Origin of the sequence: Streptosporangium sp. DT93 (genome assembly GCF_049844535.1) — a bacterium.
Classification (GTDB): domain Bacteria; phylum Actinomycetota; class Actinomycetes; order Streptosporangiales; family Streptosporangiaceae; genus Streptosporangium.
Genome location: NZ_JBNCLF010000001.1, coordinates 118,248 through 132,815, shown reverse-complemented (window position 1 = coordinate 132,815; position 14,568 = coordinate 118,248). Strand labels below are relative to the sequence as shown.

17 protein-coding genes and 2 tRNA genes are annotated in these 14,568 nt (G+C 72.3%); 11 read left to right on the top strand and 8 right to left on the bottom strand.

The features are described from left to right. Nucleotides 1–33 precede the first annotated feature (33 nt). Together ACLQ2R_RS00635 and ACLQ2R_RS00630 are read right to left on the bottom strand one after the other, a co-directional pair. Nucleotides 34–1,851, bottom strand: coding sequence for a BTAD domain-containing putative transcriptional regulator (locus ACLQ2R_RS00635; RefSeq protein WP_425957275.1), 1,818 nt, complete (start codon nt 1,849–1,851; stop codon nt 34–36). 501 nt (nt 1,852–2,352) lie between these two features. Beyond that, entirely contained in the window at nt 2,353–2,544 is a 192-nt protein-coding gene (locus tag ACLQ2R_RS00630) for a hypothetical protein (RefSeq protein WP_425957274.1), read from the bottom strand. 19 nt (nt 2,545–2,563) lie between these two features. On the opposite strand from ACLQ2R_RS00630, the gene ACLQ2R_RS00625 reads away from it, so the two are divergent. Then, nucleotides 2,564–2,863 (top strand): NADPH-dependent FMN reductase, encoded by a 300-nt coding sequence (locus ACLQ2R_RS00625; RefSeq protein WP_425957273.1) that lies wholly within the window; start codon nt 2,564–2,566, stop codon nt 2,861–2,863. A gap of 31 nt (nt 2,864–2,894) precedes the next feature. Beyond that, the gene (locus tag ACLQ2R_RS00620; protein ID WP_425957272.1) at nt 2,895–3,122 is read left to right on the top strand and encodes a hypothetical protein; all 228 of its coding nucleotides are present in this window, start codon (nt 2,895–2,897) and stop codon (nt 3,120–3,122) included. Nucleotides 3,123–3,245: 123 nt separating this feature from the next. Here ACLQ2R_RS00620 and ACLQ2R_RS00615 read toward each other — a convergent pair whose 3' ends face one another. The 5 genes from ACLQ2R_RS00615 to ACLQ2R_RS00595 form a co-directional block, all read right to left on the bottom strand. Further along, a complete protein-coding gene (locus tag ACLQ2R_RS00615; RefSeq protein WP_425957271.1) occupies nt 3,246–4,508 on the bottom strand; it encodes an RNA polymerase sigma factor in 1,263 nt (420 codons plus the stop codon). Nucleotides 4,509–4,510: 2 nt separating this feature from the next. Further along, nucleotides 4,511–4,912 carry a YciI family protein gene (locus ACLQ2R_RS00610; RefSeq protein ID WP_425957270.1) on the bottom strand — a complete coding sequence of 134 codons (402 nt, stop codon included), beginning with the start codon at nt 4,910–4,912 and terminating at the stop codon, nt 4,511–4,513. 208 nt (nt 4,913–5,120) lie between these two features. Continuing rightward, nucleotides 5,121–6,413 (bottom strand): PP2C family protein-serine/threonine phosphatase, encoded by a 1,293-nt coding sequence (locus ACLQ2R_RS00605; protein ID WP_425957269.1) that lies wholly within the window; start codon nt 6,411–6,413, stop codon nt 5,121–5,123. 264 nt (nt 6,414–6,677) lie between these two features. Next, nucleotides 6,678–6,926 (bottom strand): hypothetical protein, encoded by a 249-nt coding sequence (locus tag ACLQ2R_RS00600; RefSeq protein ID WP_386238242.1) that lies wholly within the window; start codon nt 6,924–6,926, stop codon nt 6,678–6,680. A 321-nt stretch (nt 6,927–7,247) separates the two neighbouring features. After that, complete coding sequence (locus ACLQ2R_RS00595) at nt 7,248–7,559, bottom strand: hypothetical protein (RefSeq protein WP_425957268.1); 312 nt, start codon at nt 7,557–7,559, stop codon at nt 7,248–7,250. Nucleotides 7,560–7,615: 56 nt separating this feature from the next. Here ACLQ2R_RS00595 and ACLQ2R_RS00590 point away from each other — a divergent pair, with 56 nt between their 5' ends. Then, nucleotides 7,616–8,059, top strand: coding sequence for an AfsR/SARP family transcriptional regulator (locus tag ACLQ2R_RS00590; protein WP_425957267.1), 444 nt, complete (start codon nt 7,616–7,618; stop codon nt 8,057–8,059). 65 nt (nt 8,060–8,124) lie between these two features. Here the strand turns inward: ACLQ2R_RS00590 and ACLQ2R_RS00585 are convergent, their stop codons facing one another. Then, nucleotides 8,125–8,799: a hemerythrin domain-containing protein gene (locus ACLQ2R_RS00585; protein WP_425957266.1), complete on the bottom strand. Its 675-nt coding sequence runs from the start codon at nt 8,797–8,799 to the stop codon at nt 8,125–8,127. 324 nt (nt 8,800–9,123) lie between these two features. Here ACLQ2R_RS00585 and ACLQ2R_RS00580 point away from each other — a divergent pair. From ACLQ2R_RS00580 to ACLQ2R_RS00545, 8 genes are all read left to right on the top strand, one after another. Beyond that, nucleotides 9,124–9,196: transfer RNA gene (locus tag ACLQ2R_RS00580), tRNA-Thr, on the top strand. Between the two features lie 201 nt (nt 9,197–9,397). After that, nucleotides 9,398–9,471, top strand: a tRNA-Met gene (locus ACLQ2R_RS00575). Between the two features lie 79 nt (nt 9,472–9,550). Further along, the gene (rpmG, locus tag ACLQ2R_RS00570; protein ID WP_030921771.1) at nt 9,551–9,715 is read left to right on the top strand and encodes a 50S ribosomal protein L33; all 165 of its coding nucleotides are present in this window, start codon (nt 9,551–9,553) and stop codon (nt 9,713–9,715) included. 312 nt (nt 9,716–10,027) lie between these two features. Then, a complete protein-coding gene (locus ACLQ2R_RS00565) occupies nt 10,028–10,474 on the top strand; it encodes a MaoC family dehydratase N-terminal domain-containing protein (protein ID WP_425957265.1) in 447 nt (148 codons plus the stop codon). A gap of 1 nt (nt 10,475) precedes the next feature. Further along, nucleotides 10,476–10,904 (top strand): MaoC family dehydratase, encoded by a 429-nt coding sequence (locus ACLQ2R_RS00560; protein ID WP_344890667.1) that lies wholly within the window; start codon nt 10,476–10,478, stop codon nt 10,902–10,904. Between the two features lie 130 nt (nt 10,905–11,034). Further along, nucleotides 11,035–12,318, top strand: a complete 1,284-nt coding sequence (locus tag ACLQ2R_RS00555) for a hypothetical protein (protein WP_425957264.1) — start codon at nt 11,035–11,037, stop codon at nt 12,316–12,318. A 154-nt stretch (nt 12,319–12,472) separates the two neighbouring features. Continuing rightward, nucleotides 12,473–13,528, top strand: coding sequence for a UDP-N-acetylmuramate dehydrogenase (locus tag ACLQ2R_RS00550; protein WP_425957263.1), 1,056 nt, complete (start codon nt 12,473–12,475; stop codon nt 13,526–13,528). Nucleotides 13,529–13,965: 437 nt separating this feature from the next. Beyond that, the gene (locus tag ACLQ2R_RS00545) at nt 13,966–14,535 is read left to right on the top strand and encodes a TMEM165/GDT1 family protein (protein WP_425957262.1); all 570 of its coding nucleotides are present in this window, start codon (nt 13,966–13,968) and stop codon (nt 14,533–14,535) included. The last annotated feature ends 33 nt before the right edge of the window (nt 14,536–14,568 follow it).

Genomic DNA, 14,568 nt, shown 5'->3' with positions numbered 1-14,568 from the left:
TGCTCAGCCGCCTCGCCTCATCGCCTCATCGCCTCATCGCCGGAGCCAGAGCTCCATCGCGTACGCCCGCAGCAGCCCCGGAAGCGCGTACCTGTCCCCGGGCCGGCGTGTGAGCAGGTGCGCGCCCGCGAGCTCGTCGATCAGCGAGCGGGTGTGGTGGACGCGCAGGCCGGTCGACTCCGCGGCGGTCTCCACCGTGACGTCGTGATCGGACCGGGAACCGAGCCACCGGAAGAGATCGGCCGCGTCCGCGCTGAGCGATCGGTACGACCACGAGAAGGCCGCGCGCAGGTCCGCGGTGGGATCACCGCAGGTGAGGACGTCCAGAGGCGGCCGGTCCCCGTGTATCTCGGCCGCCAGCCTCGACAGTGGCCGCGACGGGTAGGCCGCGGCCCGCGCGGCGGCGATGGCCAGTGCCAGCGGCAGTCCCCCGCACCATTCGACGATGGCCTCGGCCGGGCCGGTTTCCGCGTTCACCCTCTCCTCGCCCAGCCGGCTCGCGAGCAGGGCGCGCGCCTCGGAACGCGCCAGCAGGTCGAGGGAGAGCTGCTGGGCGCCCTCGGTGACGACCAGCGACGTCATCTGGGTCCGGCTGGTCACCAGGGCGACGCACCCGGGTGAGCCGGGCAGGAGCGCGCGGACCTGCGCGGCGTCCCGGGCGTTGTCGAGCACCACCAGGATCCGCTTTCCCGCCAGCAGACTGCGGTACAGCCCCGCCCGGGCCTCCAGGCCGGCGGGGATGCCGTCCGGCGGTACGGCGAGGGCGTCGAGGAGACCGCGGAGCGCGTCCTCCGTGGCCACCGCCGGCCCGCTCGGGGCGAACCCCCGGAGGTCGACGTAGAGCTGTCCGTCCGGGAACCTCCCGGCGACCCGCTGCGCCCAGTGGACGGCCAGCGCGGTCTTTCCCGCTCCAGGCGCCCCCACGATCGCGAGAATGGTGGCGGGGGAACCGGCTCCGGCGCCGCCTCCCCGTGTCAGCGCCCTGTCGAGCCGGCCGAGCTCGGTCAGGCGGCCGATGATCCTGCCGCCCCTGGGCGGCAGTTGCGCCGGGACGATCGGGGTGGGGTGCCGGGGGGCCGGGGACGCGGCCCGGCCGGCCGTGCCGACGGCGACCGGCGGGTCGATGGAGGCGTCGTGACGCAGGATCGCCTCCTCCAGCACCTGCAGCGGCCGTCCGGGGACGATGCCCAGCTCCTCCTTGAGCCTGAGCCGGAGCCGGTGGAGAACCAGCAGCGCGTCGGCCTGCCGGCCGGTCCGGTACAGCGCGAGGATCAGCTTCCGGTGCAGATCCTCGTCGAACGGGTGCTGGTGGGTGAGGTCCTCCATCTCGGGAATCAGGCCGGCGTGCTCGCCCAGGGCGAGCTGGACGTCGATGAACATGTTGACCGCGACCAGGCGGACCCGTTCGAGCCGTTCGGCCTGCTCGTCCAGCCAGGGGTGAGGGCTGAGATCCCCCAGCGGCCGGCCCCGCCACATGGAGAGGGCCGTCTTGAGGTGGGCCGAGCGCTCTCCCGGATCGGTGGCCTGCTTCGCCTGGCCGATGAGCCGTTCGATGATCTGCGCGTCCGTGACGACGTTCTCCCCGACCAGGCAGTACCCGGACGGACGCGTGACGATCGACTCGCGCGCGCCGAGCAGCCCGCGGAGATGGGAGATGTGACTCTGCAGGGTGTTCACGGCCGTGGCCGGTGATCTGCCGTCCCAGACGACGTCGATCAGCCGGTCGCTGCTGATCACCTCTCCCACCCGGAGGGCGAGGGCGGCCAGGACGGTTTTTCTGCGCAGTCCGGAAACGTATCTCGGGGTGTCGCCGAGGACGACGTCGAGCGGCCCGAGGAGCCTGATCGTCACGGGCCGCGCGGGCCCGAGGTCGGGCCCCGTGGATGGAAGCACGGGCCGTCGCGCCGGCGCGACGGCCGCCACGTGGTCGGGCTCGTGTTCGAGCATCGCTCGCCAGGGGCGGGGGCCCGAGGAGGAGAGCCCTTGCCGCACGTTCGGCGCTCCCCGAGAATAACTGCTGGCCGGGCGATGCGGACGCAAATTTCTCTCCAATCCGAACTGGGTTCGCATCAGAGTGCCCCCGGCCGGTTGCGGCCGCCTTGCCCCTCGCTTGTGACCCGCTAATACAGGATTTATGTGACCAAAAGTCAAATATGTCCTTTTTGTGCGGCAAACTCATTGAATTTGACGCGACGGGATAACCGCTCCGCGCCTTTTCTGGTCCTGTCAGGACGTCGGTGACCTGGCGCCCGCGGACCAAGGCGAAGGTGACGGCGCGGCCCTCCACCCGGTCCCGCCGCCAGGCGTGGTCCTTCGTGACGCGTCGTGCCGGTCGGCGGTGGCCGGGAGGTGTCAGGGGAGCGCGCGGAGCCGGCCGGAGGGGCGGCTCCTGAGCCGGTCGACGCTGCGGGCCGTCTCCTCGTCCGCGGGGAGGAGGACGAGGAGTTGCTGCCCGTCCGAGGCGAGTTCGAGCGTCTCGCGGAGCAGCCGGAGCTGGTGCCCGGACGGGTGGTCGATCCGCAGGACCCCCCGTCGCGGGACCACGTGACGGTTCAGGCGCCGCGTGAACTCGGGACCCACGTGGCACTTCACCCAGTGGACGGTCAAGCCGGTCGCCTTCGTCAGCTACGGCGGCGCGGCGGGCGGCAGGCATGCCGTGCTGCACCTGGAGAACGTGCTGACCGAGCTGCACGCGGTGACGATCCGCGACGGCCTGGCCTTCCCGAACTACTTCACGGCCTGGCGGGACGGCCGCCCGCTCGACCCCGAGGCCCCCGGGTACGCCAAGACGCTGCTCGACCAGCTGGCCTGGTGGGCGGAGGCGCTCAGGTCGGCGCGCGAGGCCGTCCCCTACCCGGCGTGAGCGCCGGGCCGGCACCGGTGTCCTCCTCGGGATGAGGTACGAGATCGCCCACCTGCGCGGCAACGGCGGCGTGATCGCCGGCGTTTCCCCCACCCCGGGCGTCCACATGCGGCCACCGCGCCCCGGCGCCCACGTGGCGCCCACGCCGGCCGTGAGCGGGCTGAGCAGGACGGCCGCGAAGAAGTACGCCGGGCAGGGTGCCGGACAGGGCGTTCACGGGACGGTCGTGTGTCACCGGCCGTCGAGATGTGTGAAATGATCTTCATGGCGTTCTTCCGGTCGTGCCGGGCCTCTCGGGCGGTTCCCGCATGGGGGGCGACCGGGGACGCCGAGGGGTCCCGGAGGTTCTCCGGGGCCCTTTTCGCGTCGTACGCGATCCCCTTCAGGAATTCCCCGGGGCGAGGGCGGCGAGCCGGGCGGCGCGGGTGGTGAGGTGGTCCCGTTCGGGGATGCTCGTGGTGCGGCTCGCCGCGACGCGGTACTCCTCGACCGCCGCGTCCCGGTCCCCGGCCATCTCCAGCAGGTGGGCCCGTACGGCGTGGAGGCGGTGGTGACCGGTCAGGCGGCCGCCGGCCTCCAGCGCGGCGAGCATGCGAAGGCCCACCTCGGGGCCGTGCGCCATGGCGGCGGCGACGGCGCGGTTGAGCGACACCATGGGATTGTCGGGGGACATGCGCTCCAGCAGGCCGTACAGGGCGAGGATCTGCGGCCAGTCGGTCTCCTCGGCCGTGGCCGCCTCGTCGTGGAGCGCGGCTATCGCCGCCTGGAGCTGGTAGGGGCCGACCGCGCCATGGGCCAGGGTCGCGGTGACGAGCGCGACCCCCTCGGCGACGGCCGCGCCGTCCCACAGGCTCCGGTCCTGCTCGGCCAGCGGGACGGGGGAGCCGTCCCGCGCGGTACGCGCGGGGCGCCGGGCGTCGGTCAGCAGCATCAGCGCCAGCAGCCCGGCCACCTCGCCGTCGTCGGGAAGCAGGCCGTGGACCATCCTGGTCAGCCGGATCGCCTCGCGGGCCAGCTCCACGCGCTGCAGGTCCGGGCCCGCGCTGCTGGCGTACCCCTCGTTGAAGACGAGGTAGAGCACGTGCAGCACCGAGGCGAGCCGCCTGGCCCGCTCCTCGGGAAGCGGCATGCGGAAGGGGACGCCGGAGGCCTTGACGCGCTGCTTGGCGCGGCTGATCCGCTGCGCCATCGTCGCCTCGGGGACCAGGAACGCCCTGGCGATCTCGGCGGTGGTCAGGCCGCCCACGGACCGCAGGGTGAGGGCGATCGCCGAGGCCGGGGTCAGCGCGGGATGGCAGCACAGGAAGAGGGTGGTGAGCGTGTCGTCCCGGTCGGCCGCGGGCTCGTCGTCCGCGGCCGGTGCCGCCCGCCGGTCCTGGGGCGCCTGCGCGGCCACCCGTTCCTCCCGGCGGCGCCGCGCCTGCTCGTTGCGGACCCGCTCGGTCATCCGGCGGGAGGCGACCTGGACGAGCCAGCCGCGCGGGTTGCCGGGCACGCCCTCGGCGGGCCACTGGGCCACCGCGTCCAGGAGCGCCTCCTGGACCGCGTCCTCGGCGGCGGCGAAGTCGCCGAAGCGCCGGGTGAGCACGCCGACGACCTGCGGCACCAGCGGGCGCAGCAGGTCGTCGAGAAGCGGGCCGGGCAACGTCAGAGCTCCTCGGGCGGGCTCTCCGACATCACCTGGCGCACCTCGATCGGCATGTTCAGCGGCCTGCCGCCGGGACCGGGGGCCGCCGAGACGTACGCGGCGAACTCGATCGCCCGCTCGGGGCCCTCGCAGTCGATGATCCAGTAACCGATCAGGAACTCCTTCGTCTCCGGGAACGGGCCGTCCGTGACCACGGGGGCGCCGCCCTCGCCGGCCCGCACGACCTTCGCCTGGTCCGGGGCCGCCAGGCCCTGCGCGTCCACCAGCTCCCCGGCGGCGACGAGCTTCTCGCTCGTCTCCCGCATGAACCCGATGTGGGCCATGACGTCCTCCGCCGGCCAGGTGTCGATCGCCGGGAAGTCGACCTGGGCGTTGAACTGCATCATCACCATGTACTTCATGGGTTCGCTCCTCGTGTCCTGGCGCCCGTCCCGGCGCCCTCACCCCTTGGTAGAAGCCGGCCGTCCCGTTCTCGACATTCTCCCGGGTGGTCCGTGAGGGAATTTTCGGCGGCGGGTACGAGCCGGTCGTGCGGGGGACCGGTCACGGGGTCGGGCCGGTGGTGAGGGAGCGGCCGAGGAGACCGGCGGCGGGCCGTGCCGGAGGGCGTCACGGCAGGGGGACGCGGAGCGCCAGGATGGCCATGTCGTCCGTCATGTGCCCCCGGCTGTACTCCAGGGCGGCGTCGCCGATCCGCCGTACGGTGCCGTCCGCGTCCAGGTCCCCGCAGGCCGACAGCAGGGAGATCAGGCGCTCGTCGCCGAACAGCTCCTGCTCCCCGGGCGGGTGCGCCTCGGTGACGCCGTCGCTGTAGAGCAGCAGCGTGTCCCCGGGCCGCAGGTCGAAGCGAGCGTTCTCCAGGCCGGTCTCCTCCAGGACGCCGAGGACGACCCCGCGCGTCCGCAGCTCCTCGACCGCGCCGTCGGCCCTCCGCAGCAGGGCGGAGGGGTGCCCGGCGGTGGAGAGCATCCCGGTGAACCCGTTCCCGTCCGGGCGGAAGATCGCGCAGACCGCCGTCAGGAACCGCCCGTCCTTGACCCGCTGGGCCAGCAGGGCGCTGTTGAGCTGCTCCAGCACCTTGCTGGGGGAGACGTGGCGGGGCGCGTCGGCGCGCATCGTGTACCGGGCCAGTGCGGTGATCTGCGCGGCCTCCACGCCGTGCCCGCACACGTCGCCCAGGATCGCGCACCAGCGCGATCCGCTGGCCAGGAACAGGTCGTAGAAGTCGCCGGTCACGTTCACCCCCCCGGCGGCCGGGATGTAGGTGGCGGCGGCCTCCAGGCCGGGGACCTCCGGCATCATCGGCGGCAGCAGGCTCTCCTGGAGGGTCCTGGCCAGTTCCTCGGAGACCCTGCCCGCGGCCTGCAACTCGGCCACGTGCCGTTCGGAGCGGGCCAGCGCGTCCCTGAGCATGATCTCCCCCGACACGGCGCGTGCCAGGGTGGCCAGCGTCTGCGCGTCGATGTCCGTCCAGGTGCGCGGTGCCTCGTCCACCACGCAGAGGCCGCCCAGGACCTCGCCGTCGGGGCCGTGGATGGGATATCCGGCCCAGGCGCCGATCTCCAGCCGCCTCACCGCCGCCAGGCGGCCCAGGCGGGGGTCCGCGGCCACGTCCCCGGCCAGCAGGGGCTCGTTCGTGGCGATCAGGATGTGGCAGGGGCTCTCCCACACCGGGCTCTCCCGCTCGGTCATCGAGAGCTCCCCCATGCCGATCGCGCTCTTCCAGAACACCCGCCGATCGTCCACCAGGGTCACGAAGGCCCGCCGCGTCCCGGTCACCCGGGCGGCCAGCAGGGCGAGATCGTCGAACGACGGCTCGGGGTCGGTGTCGAGGAGGCCGGTGGCCCGTACCGCAGACAGGCGCTTGGGGTCGAGCACCGCCGACGGGATCTCAAAGCCCATGTGCGCAACCACCTTCTCCCCGGTACGCCGTCCGTGAACGCGCCGCCGCGCCGGAAGGCTCCCGGGACCGGTCCGGGACCGGTGATCGTGTCTGTCGGGACAGGGCGGGCCACCACCCGGCCGGTCCGCGCTCCGGTGGCCCGGAGGCGGTGCTGCCCCTCCCGGCGCGGATCACACGGTCCCGTGGTGAATCGTACGGTGCCGTCGCCGCCCGCCCCTCGTCCGCCTCGCAGGTGCTTTTCGTACGGGGCCGGGGAGTGGTTGCTACAGCCCCATCTCGGATGTCAGCAGGTGGTGCGCCCGGTCGACGTCCTCGGGAGTGTATCCGGGGATGCTCCCGTCGAGCCGCTGCAGGAGGTCCATCAGGGCCTGCTTCTGCGCCAGGTGCCGGACGGGGAGCCGGTCGAGGTCCACGCTCATGAGCCAGTCGAGCAGCACCACCGCGTCGGCGGTCCGCAGGCTCAGCGCGGTCATCTCCGAGGCCGCCATCGGCAGGCCGGGCGTTCCGCTCATGCGAGCAACCTACCTCTATGCATATATGCGAAATAACCCGATTTGTCGTACGGGTTTCTCGTTCCTGTCGTACGAACAGGTCATCGCGCTTACCGGTTTCGAAAACGGTCGAAAATAGAGGAGAAGTGATATTGCCTGCTATTTATATGCATTGACCTCCTGAGTGGTCCGCGACACCCGGGGTCACGTGGCGCCGGCGCCATCAGCGCCGCCCGCGCGCCGTCCGTGCCGGGTACTCACGCGGTCCGGCCGCTCCGCGCCGGGTTCCCTCGCCGTCCGGGCCTTGTCCTGACGGGATACCGTCCCGTACGGCGGAACCCCTCACCGGCTGAGCGCGGTCCACAGGGTGCCGAACTCCTCGGCGGTCAGGGCGTTCAGGCCGAAGTCGTCGGGGTAGATCGGGCCCTCGGCGAGGAAGCCGTGCTCGTCCTCGATGTGCCTCCACGAGTAGGTGCGGGCCAGACCGTCGGAGCCCAGCTCGGCGTGCCTCACCGGCCAGTACTCCCCGCCGTCGTCGAGCACGGTCTCGAACAGCCACACGTGGCCGTCGCCGTCCACGCCGTGCCAGTACAGGTGCGGCCGGTCGCTCTCGTCGAGCGCGCGGATCGATTCCCTGCGACGGTCCTGCAGCATCGTGCTCCTCGGTGTCCCACAAAAGCTGGCGAAAGGGGCATGGCCTGCTTTTTGTTATGTTGCGTGTTCTCGGTCCGCTCCAGGCGGAGATCGACGGCCGTGCGGTGGACCTCGGTACCTCCCGGCAGCGGGCGGTGGTGGCCCGGCTCGTGGCGGCCGGCGGGCACGTGGTCTCCACCGATCGTTTCATCGATGACCTGTGGCGCGGGCAACCCCCTCCCAAGGCGCTGACCGCCCTCCAGGTCTACGTCTCCAACCTCCGGCGGGTGCTCGAACCCGGACGGGCACCCCGTACCCCCGCCACGGTGCTGGTGGGATCCCGCCCTGGGAACCCCGCCGGGACTACTACTGGCTGCTCTGGCACGGCCTGCGCGCCGAGAGCGCGATCGCGCTGGGCGACCGGGAGGTGGCCGAGCGGTGCCACCGCGTCCTGCTCCCCTGGGACGGGGAGCAGGACGGAATGCACTCCGGTTCGATCACCCTGGGACCGGTCGCCCTGATCCTGGGGCACCTGGCCGCCTTCCTCGGCCGCGACCCGGACTGACGCTCCGGGCCCCGGACGCGGTCATCCGTGGCGGGGGGCACGCGCGGGCACGCCGGCCGAGGGGCCGAAGACGGCGCGCTCGCGGCGACGGTGACCGCGCCGGAACAGCGAGAGCATCAGCACCAGCACGGGACCGGCGAGCCCGCGCAGCCGGGCCATCTCCTCGGGCCTGGCGTACTGCTCGATCCTGGGCAGGTCGATCCTGGGGTTCCCGCCCTTGCGGACCGCCGCCTCGACCGTGTTCCAGTCGGCGGCGGACACGTACCGGGTGATGATCGGGAAGATCAGCCGCTCCTCCTCGGAGATGTGCTCGTCGAGCATGTCGGCCAGCCGGGTGAGGGAGCGGGCGAGCGCGGAGGCGTCGCCGGTGGAGGCGAACGCGGCGGCCTGACCGTTGATCTCGGCCAGCAGGGGGTCGAGCTCGGCGTGGTCGTCGCTCAGGTCGCGCAGGTCCACCTCGGCCCCGGCGGACCGCTCGATGACGGGCCAGAGCAGCTCGTCCTCCATCGTGTGGTGGTGGTGGATGCCGTGGTTCAGGGTGGCGATGAACGCGGCGATGGCGCTCGCGCGGGCCGGAGTGGCGCTCTGCCGGCCGGCGGCCAGCTCGGTGGCCAGGACGGCCAGGCGCCGGGCGTCCCCGCGCATGGCGCGGTGGGTGATCCGGAAGCCCAGGAGTTCGGGGGGCGTGGCGGTCATGGCGGAGGGCTCCTCGTTCGATGCGTCGGTCTTTACGCCCACCACGATGCGCTCGCCCTCTTAGGACCTACTTGGGGATGACTTGGTGCCTGCCCGGTGGGGTGGCGGGAGGCCGCCCGCCCCACCGGGGCCGGGGGCGGTGCAGCGGTCGCCGGGACGGGACGCACTCGGGGAGAGACGGGCGCGGCATCGCCGACGCGGCCGGGACTCGCGTGAGAACGCCGGGCGGATCGGGGTGGTCCGGGTGGTCCTCGATTGATTTCGCATCCCGCTCCGGAGCCGTGTATGGTTACACCTGTCCGAGAGCGCGAGCGACACGGACAGGCCCCTTTAGCTCAGTCGGCAGAGCGTCTCCATGGTAAGGAGAAGGTCTACGGTTCGATTCCGTAAAGGGGCTCGACAGCCTAGAAGCCCTAACCTTTCGGTTGGGGCTTTCGGCTTGGCCGGCCATAAAGGCAGGTCAGAAAATACTCAAGGTTCCGACGCGCCGACGGGCATACTGGGGTGACCCAGAAGAGATCGCCCCGACCTGCACAAGTACGCAGGCACTCGACGGGTCGGGTATCCTTGCGGGGTCGGTCGATTTTGTCGGCCTCAAGGCGGAGTAGCTCAGCCAGGCAGAGCAAACGGCTCATAATCGTTGTGTCGCCGGTTCAAGTCCGGCCTCCGCTACTACCCATCGGGGTCTCCTCTCTTCGGAGGAGACTGCCGTGGGTTGTCCAATGTCTCGAACGTAGAAAGGCACTCCCACGTGGCTGCCACCGACGTTAGGCCCAAGATCACGCTGGCCTGCCAGGAGTGCAAGCACCGCAACTACATCACGCGGAAGAACCGGCGCAACGACCCGGATCGGCTTGAGCTGAAGAAGTACTGCCCGAACTGCAAGACGCACCAGGCGCACCGCGAGACCCGCTAGTCGCTCTCGCGAAGCCTCCCGTCCCGCGGCGGGGGATGAGTGCTTCATCGGCACGCACGTACTCCACGGAAACCGGCGTCCTCGTACGAGGCGCCGGTTTGTCGTGTTCATACATGTTTTTCGTCGGGACGTTGGCCGCGGCGGAGGGCCGGGGCCGCGGGGCTCCGGGCTACGGTTTCCCGGTGGCCTACGGTTCTCCGGTGGCCTCATCGAGGTCGCGCCGTCCGGGCTCGTCCCGGACGCCCGTCCTGTCACTGTCAGCTCGACCCACCGGCACCGGCCCTGCCGCGCCGGTACCCGCAAAGGAGCACGATGGCTCTGAACCGCGACTTCGTCGGGCGGGCGTCCGCGCCCGCCGCCCCGTACGAGGTCAGCCGTGTGAAGATCAAGGAGTTCGCGGCGGCGATCGGCGACGACAACCCGGTCTACCGGGACCGGGAGGCCGCCCAGGCGGCGGGCCACCCCGACGTGATCGCGCCGCCGACGTTCCCCATCGTGTTCAGCCTGGCGGGAGGGACGATCCTGACCGACCCCGAGCTCGGCCTGAACCTCGCCATGGTGGTCCACGGCGAGCAGCGCTTCGAGTACCGGAGGCCGATCCGGGCCGGGGACCAGCTGGTCAGCGTCTCCACGGTGACCGACATCCGCAGCGTCGGGCGGAACGAGCTGATCACCGTCAGGAGCGACATCGGTACCGTCGAGGGCGAGGACGTGTGCGTCGCCTACAACACCATCGTCGAGCGCGGAGGAGCGAGCTGAGATGGCCGCGACGGTCAGGTACGACGAGGTCGAGACGGGGCAGCAGATCCCGCCCGCCGACTACCCGGTGCGCCGGGCCAACCTGGTGATGTACGCCGGTGCCTCCGGCGACTTCAACCCCATCCACTGGAACGAGCGGTTCGCCAAGACCGTCGGGCTGCCCGACGTGATCGCGCACGGCATGTTCACCATGGCCCAGGGCGGCCGGTTCGTCACCGACTGGGCGGGTGACCCGGGCGCGGTCGTCGACTACGGGGTGCGGTTCTCCTCCATGGTCGTCGTCCCCGACGACGACCGGGGCGCGGTGATCACGGTGAGCGGGATCATCGAGGAGAAGCTGGAGGACAAGCGTGTGGTGGTCGCCCTGACCGCCAGGTCCAACGACTCCCGGGTGCTGTCCAAGGCCCGCGCGGTGGTCCAGCTCTCCTGACGTGCGGCGGCGGCGGGCACGGGCGGTCCGGGAGCGTCCGGGACGTCCGGACCCCCGGTGCCGGTCGGGGCGACCGGGATGACCGGGGGCGGGGCCGAATCTTCTCCCGGTCCGGGGGTAGCGTCCGTGCATGAGCGAAGCACCGACCTTCGAAGTGTGGCCCACGGTGGCGTCCCTGCCCCGGGAGGGCGGCCGTACGGCCCAGGCGGCCTCGCCCTCCACGGGCGACGCCCCCGCCCCCATCACCCCGGGCGGTCATGACGCCGGGCGTACCTCCGCCCCGCCGATCGTCACGGACGCCGACCCGGGCACCGTCACCGGCGCGGGATCCGATCCCGCGTACCGCACCGACGCCACCGGCGGCGACGGCGATCCTGCCGCCGCGCGGAGCACCGGCGCGGACGCCGATCCGGGGCGGCGCGCGGACGCCGACGACGCCGGTGGGCGGGAGAGGGACGCCGACCCGGGCCGGGTCGCCGAGGCCGCGCAGCCCGGCCGCCACCCCGGCGGGCTCGACGACCTGGACGCCAACCGGGTCGCCGAGACCGAGGCGGCTCCCCGGCAGACGCCCGAGGGTTCCGAGCTGGCCGGCCGGTCGGAGGATCTCGACGGCCACCCCGAGCGGATGGTGTCCTCCCAGTTGCTCTGGGACGGCAGCCTGTCGGTCTCCCGGATGGACGAGAGCATCACCCCTCCGGCCGGGGTCGAGGAGGCGAGCGCGCCGCGCGCGACGGTCACCGTCGCGCTGCTGGTGGACGGCCGGCCCGACGATCTGCGCGAGTGCGTACGCGCCCTGGTGGCCCGTACCGAGGTCAGGGTCCTCGCCCTCGACCTGGGGGACGTGGACGGCGCCGGTGCGGTCCTGCACGAGCTGGCGGAGGAGTTCCCCCGGCGGGTGGACGCCTGGCACGTGGCCGAGCTCCCGCACTGGCGGGGCGGGTCCGCCGGGTGGGGGGAGAGCCGCGACGCGCTGTTGCGCCTGGACGACTCGGACGTGCACGTCGTCATGGACACCTCCGTGATGCTGGACGGCGACGCCGTGACGCCGCTGGTCAAGGCGCTGGAGGACGAGAACGTGACCGCGGTGGGCTGGGAGGGGGTGACCTTCCACGACGACGGCCACGGATGGTCGGACGCGGAGTCCGGCGAGGTCCGGGGGCTGTCCGGCCGTCTGCTGGCGGTCAGGCGCGAGGCCGCACTGGCCGCGGGCGGGTTCCCGCCGGACGCCCGCTACCACGGTGACGCCGGGCTGGAGTTCTCGCTCAGGCTGCCGGGCACCCTCGTCGCCCTCGGCAAGGACCTTCCGGTCCACCGGGAACGGGACCACGAGGACGACGGTGTCGATCCCGCCTACCGGGAGAGGGAGTCCGGGCGGACCCGCGAGCGGGTGCTGAAGCTGCTGAGCTCGCCGTAGGCTGGTCGCGGATGTCGGCCGGAGCGGGGAGCACATGACGGAGCGGTTGCCGGAGTCGGCGGCGGGGGCCTCGACAGGGCCGGCGGCGGGGTCCTCGACGGGATCGGTGGCGGGTTCGCCGGACGGGTCGCCGACGGGATCCTCGGCAGGATCGGTGACCGGGTCGGCGGCGGAGTCGTCGTCGGTGCCGGGGGTGCGGCTGGGGCCGCACACCACGCTGGGGCTCGGCGGGCCGGCGAGGACGTTCGTGCGGGCCGGGTCGGCCGAGGAGATCGTCGAGCTGGTGGCGGCGGCGGACCGGGCGGGCGAGCCGGTGCTGGTGCTCGGCGGCGGCAGCAACCTGGTCGTCTCGGACGAGGGCTTCGACGGCCTGGTCGTGCGCGTCGACTCCCGGGGTGTCCGCGAGGAGGGGGAGCTCGTCACCGCGCAGGCCGGCGAGGACTGGGACGCCCTGGTCGAACGGATGGTGGCCGAGGGCCGTACGGGCATGGAATGCCTGTCCGGCATCCCGGGGCTGGTCGGGTCCACGCCGATCCAGAACGTCGGCGCCTACGGCCAGGACGTCTCCCAGACGATCACGGGGGTCCGGGTCTACGACCGCATGACCGGCGAGGTGCGGGAGCTGACCGCCTCCGAGTGCGGGTTCGCCTACCGGCACAGCGCGTTCAAGGAGGAGCCCGGAGGCCACGTCGTGCTCGCGGTCACCTACCGGCTGGCCCGGGAGGAACTCTCGGGCCCGATCGCCTACCGCGAGCTGGCCTCCCGGCTGGGTGTCGCCCAGGGCGACCGGGTGCCGCCCGCGGAGGCCCGCGCCGCCGTGCTGGAGCTGCGCCGGGGCAAGGGGATGGTGCTGGACCCGGCGGACCCGGACACCCGCAGCGCCGGGTCGTTCTTCACCAACCCCGTGCTGAACGCGTCGCGGGCGGCGGAACTGGAGCTGCGGGCGCCGGGGTTCCCGCGCTGGGACATGCCGGAGGGGGGCGTCAAGGTCCCGGCCGCGTGGCTGATCGAGAACGCGGGGTTCCCCAAGGGCTATCGGCGTGGTCCCGCGCGCATCTCCACCAAGCACACCCTTGCGCTGACAAATCCGGAAATGTCGGCATCGACCGAGCAGCTTCTCGACCTGGCCCGGGAGGTCAGGGACGGCGTCCTGGAGAAGTTCGGCGTCACCCTCGTCAACGAGCCCGTGATGATCGGCACCCGCCTCTGAACGCTCCACCGGCGAGGGGTGAGCGACGACCGGCGGGGAGCGCGGGCGAGGACCGGGCGGAGGGTTCGGTGAGGGACCGCGGAGGGCCGAGGCGAAGGTCCGGCGAAGAGGCGGGCGAGGGTTCGCGAAGGGCCGGGGCGAAGGGCCGGGCGAGGGGCCGTAGGAAGGGCCGGGCACCGTAATGGGCATCCGATTTCGGCTGCTATGGTCTGATGGAAAGACCCGAAGGGGAGTAGTCCCAATCGCGTGATCGACATGCTGGCGCCTCAGGGCGCCCGGTCGCGCGGGCCCCGGATCCGGCCGTTCGGCGCGGTTCCGTGGCGGACGAGACCTTCGGCCTGGCAGGCACTCATCATGCCGCCGGGCCGGAGCCGTGCCCGAGACTCCCCGGGTACTCCCCTTCCGCCCCGGCTGCGCGCGCGGGAAGGGCACCCTCGTTGGAAGCGTTCTGGATCAGTCTTGTTGTGATCTTCGTGGCCGAGCTGGGCGACAAGAGCCAGCTCATGGCGATGACCTTCGCCACCCGGTTCAGGGCGTGGCCGGTCCTCACCGGGATCACCATCGCCACCACCGTGGTCCACCTGGTCAGTGTCGGCGTGGGCGGGCTGGCCGGCGACCTTCTCCCCACCACCGCGATCACGGTCGTCGCCGGGCTCGCGTTCCTCGGCTTCGCCCTGTGGACGTTGCGCGGGGACGAGCTGACCGAGGAGGAGGCCGGCAAGGCCCAGCGCACCGTACGGTCGGCGATCATCGCCGTGACCGTCGCCTTCTTCCTGGCCGAGCTGGGGGACAAGACCATGCTGGCGACCATCACGCTCGCCACCCGCAACGGCTGGTTCGGCACCTGGATCGGCTCGACGGTCGGCATGGTCGCCGCCGACGCCCTGGCCATCCTGGTCGGCCGCATGCTCGGCAGGCACCTCCCCGAGCGGATCATCCGCTACGGCGCCGCCGCCGCGTTCGCCGTCTTCGGCGTGATCCTGCTGATCGAGGGGCTGCTCGCCTGATCGGACCCGCTACGGCCTTACCCGGGCGGCGGG

Bases quoted from the DNA above. Each gene is read 5' to 3' on its own strand.
- ACLQ2R_RS00620 (WP_425957272.1), top strand. From the start codon at position 2,895: ATGAGGTACGAGATCGCCCACCTGCGCGGCAACGGCGGCGTGATCGCC.
- ACLQ2R_RS00555 (WP_425957264.1), top strand. From the start codon at position 11,035: ATGAGCGAAGCACCGACCTTCGAAGTGTGGCCCACGGTGGCGTCCCTG.
- ACLQ2R_RS00585 (WP_425957266.1), bottom strand. From the start codon at position 8,799: ATGACCGCCACGCCCCCCGAACTCCTGGGCTTCCGGATCACCCACCGC.
- ACLQ2R_RS00610 (WP_425957270.1), bottom strand. From the start codon at position 4,912: ATGAAGTACATGGTGATGATGCAGTTCAACGCCCAGGTCGACTTCCCG.
- ACLQ2R_RS00565 (WP_425957265.1), top strand. From the start codon at position 10,028: ATGGCTCTGAACCGCGACTTCGTCGGGCGGGCGTCCGCGCCCGCCGCC.
- ACLQ2R_RS00560 (WP_344890667.1), top strand. From the start codon at position 10,476: ATGGCCGCGACGGTCAGGTACGACGAGGTCGAGACGGGGCAGCAGATC.
- ACLQ2R_RS00595 (WP_425957268.1), bottom strand. From the start codon at position 7,559: ATGCTGCAGGACCGTCGCAGGGAATCGATCCGCGCGCTCGACGAGAGC.
- ACLQ2R_RS00600 (WP_386238242.1), bottom strand. From the start codon at position 6,926: ATGAGCGGAACGCCCGGCCTGCCGATGGCGGCCTCGGAGATGACCGCG.
- ACLQ2R_RS00605 (WP_425957269.1), bottom strand. From the start codon at position 6,413: ATGGGCTTTGAGATCCCGTCGGCGGTGCTCGACCCCAAGCGCCTGTCT.
- ACLQ2R_RS00590 (WP_425957267.1), top strand. From the start codon at position 7,616: ATGTTGCGTGTTCTCGGTCCGCTCCAGGCGGAGATCGACGGCCGTGCG.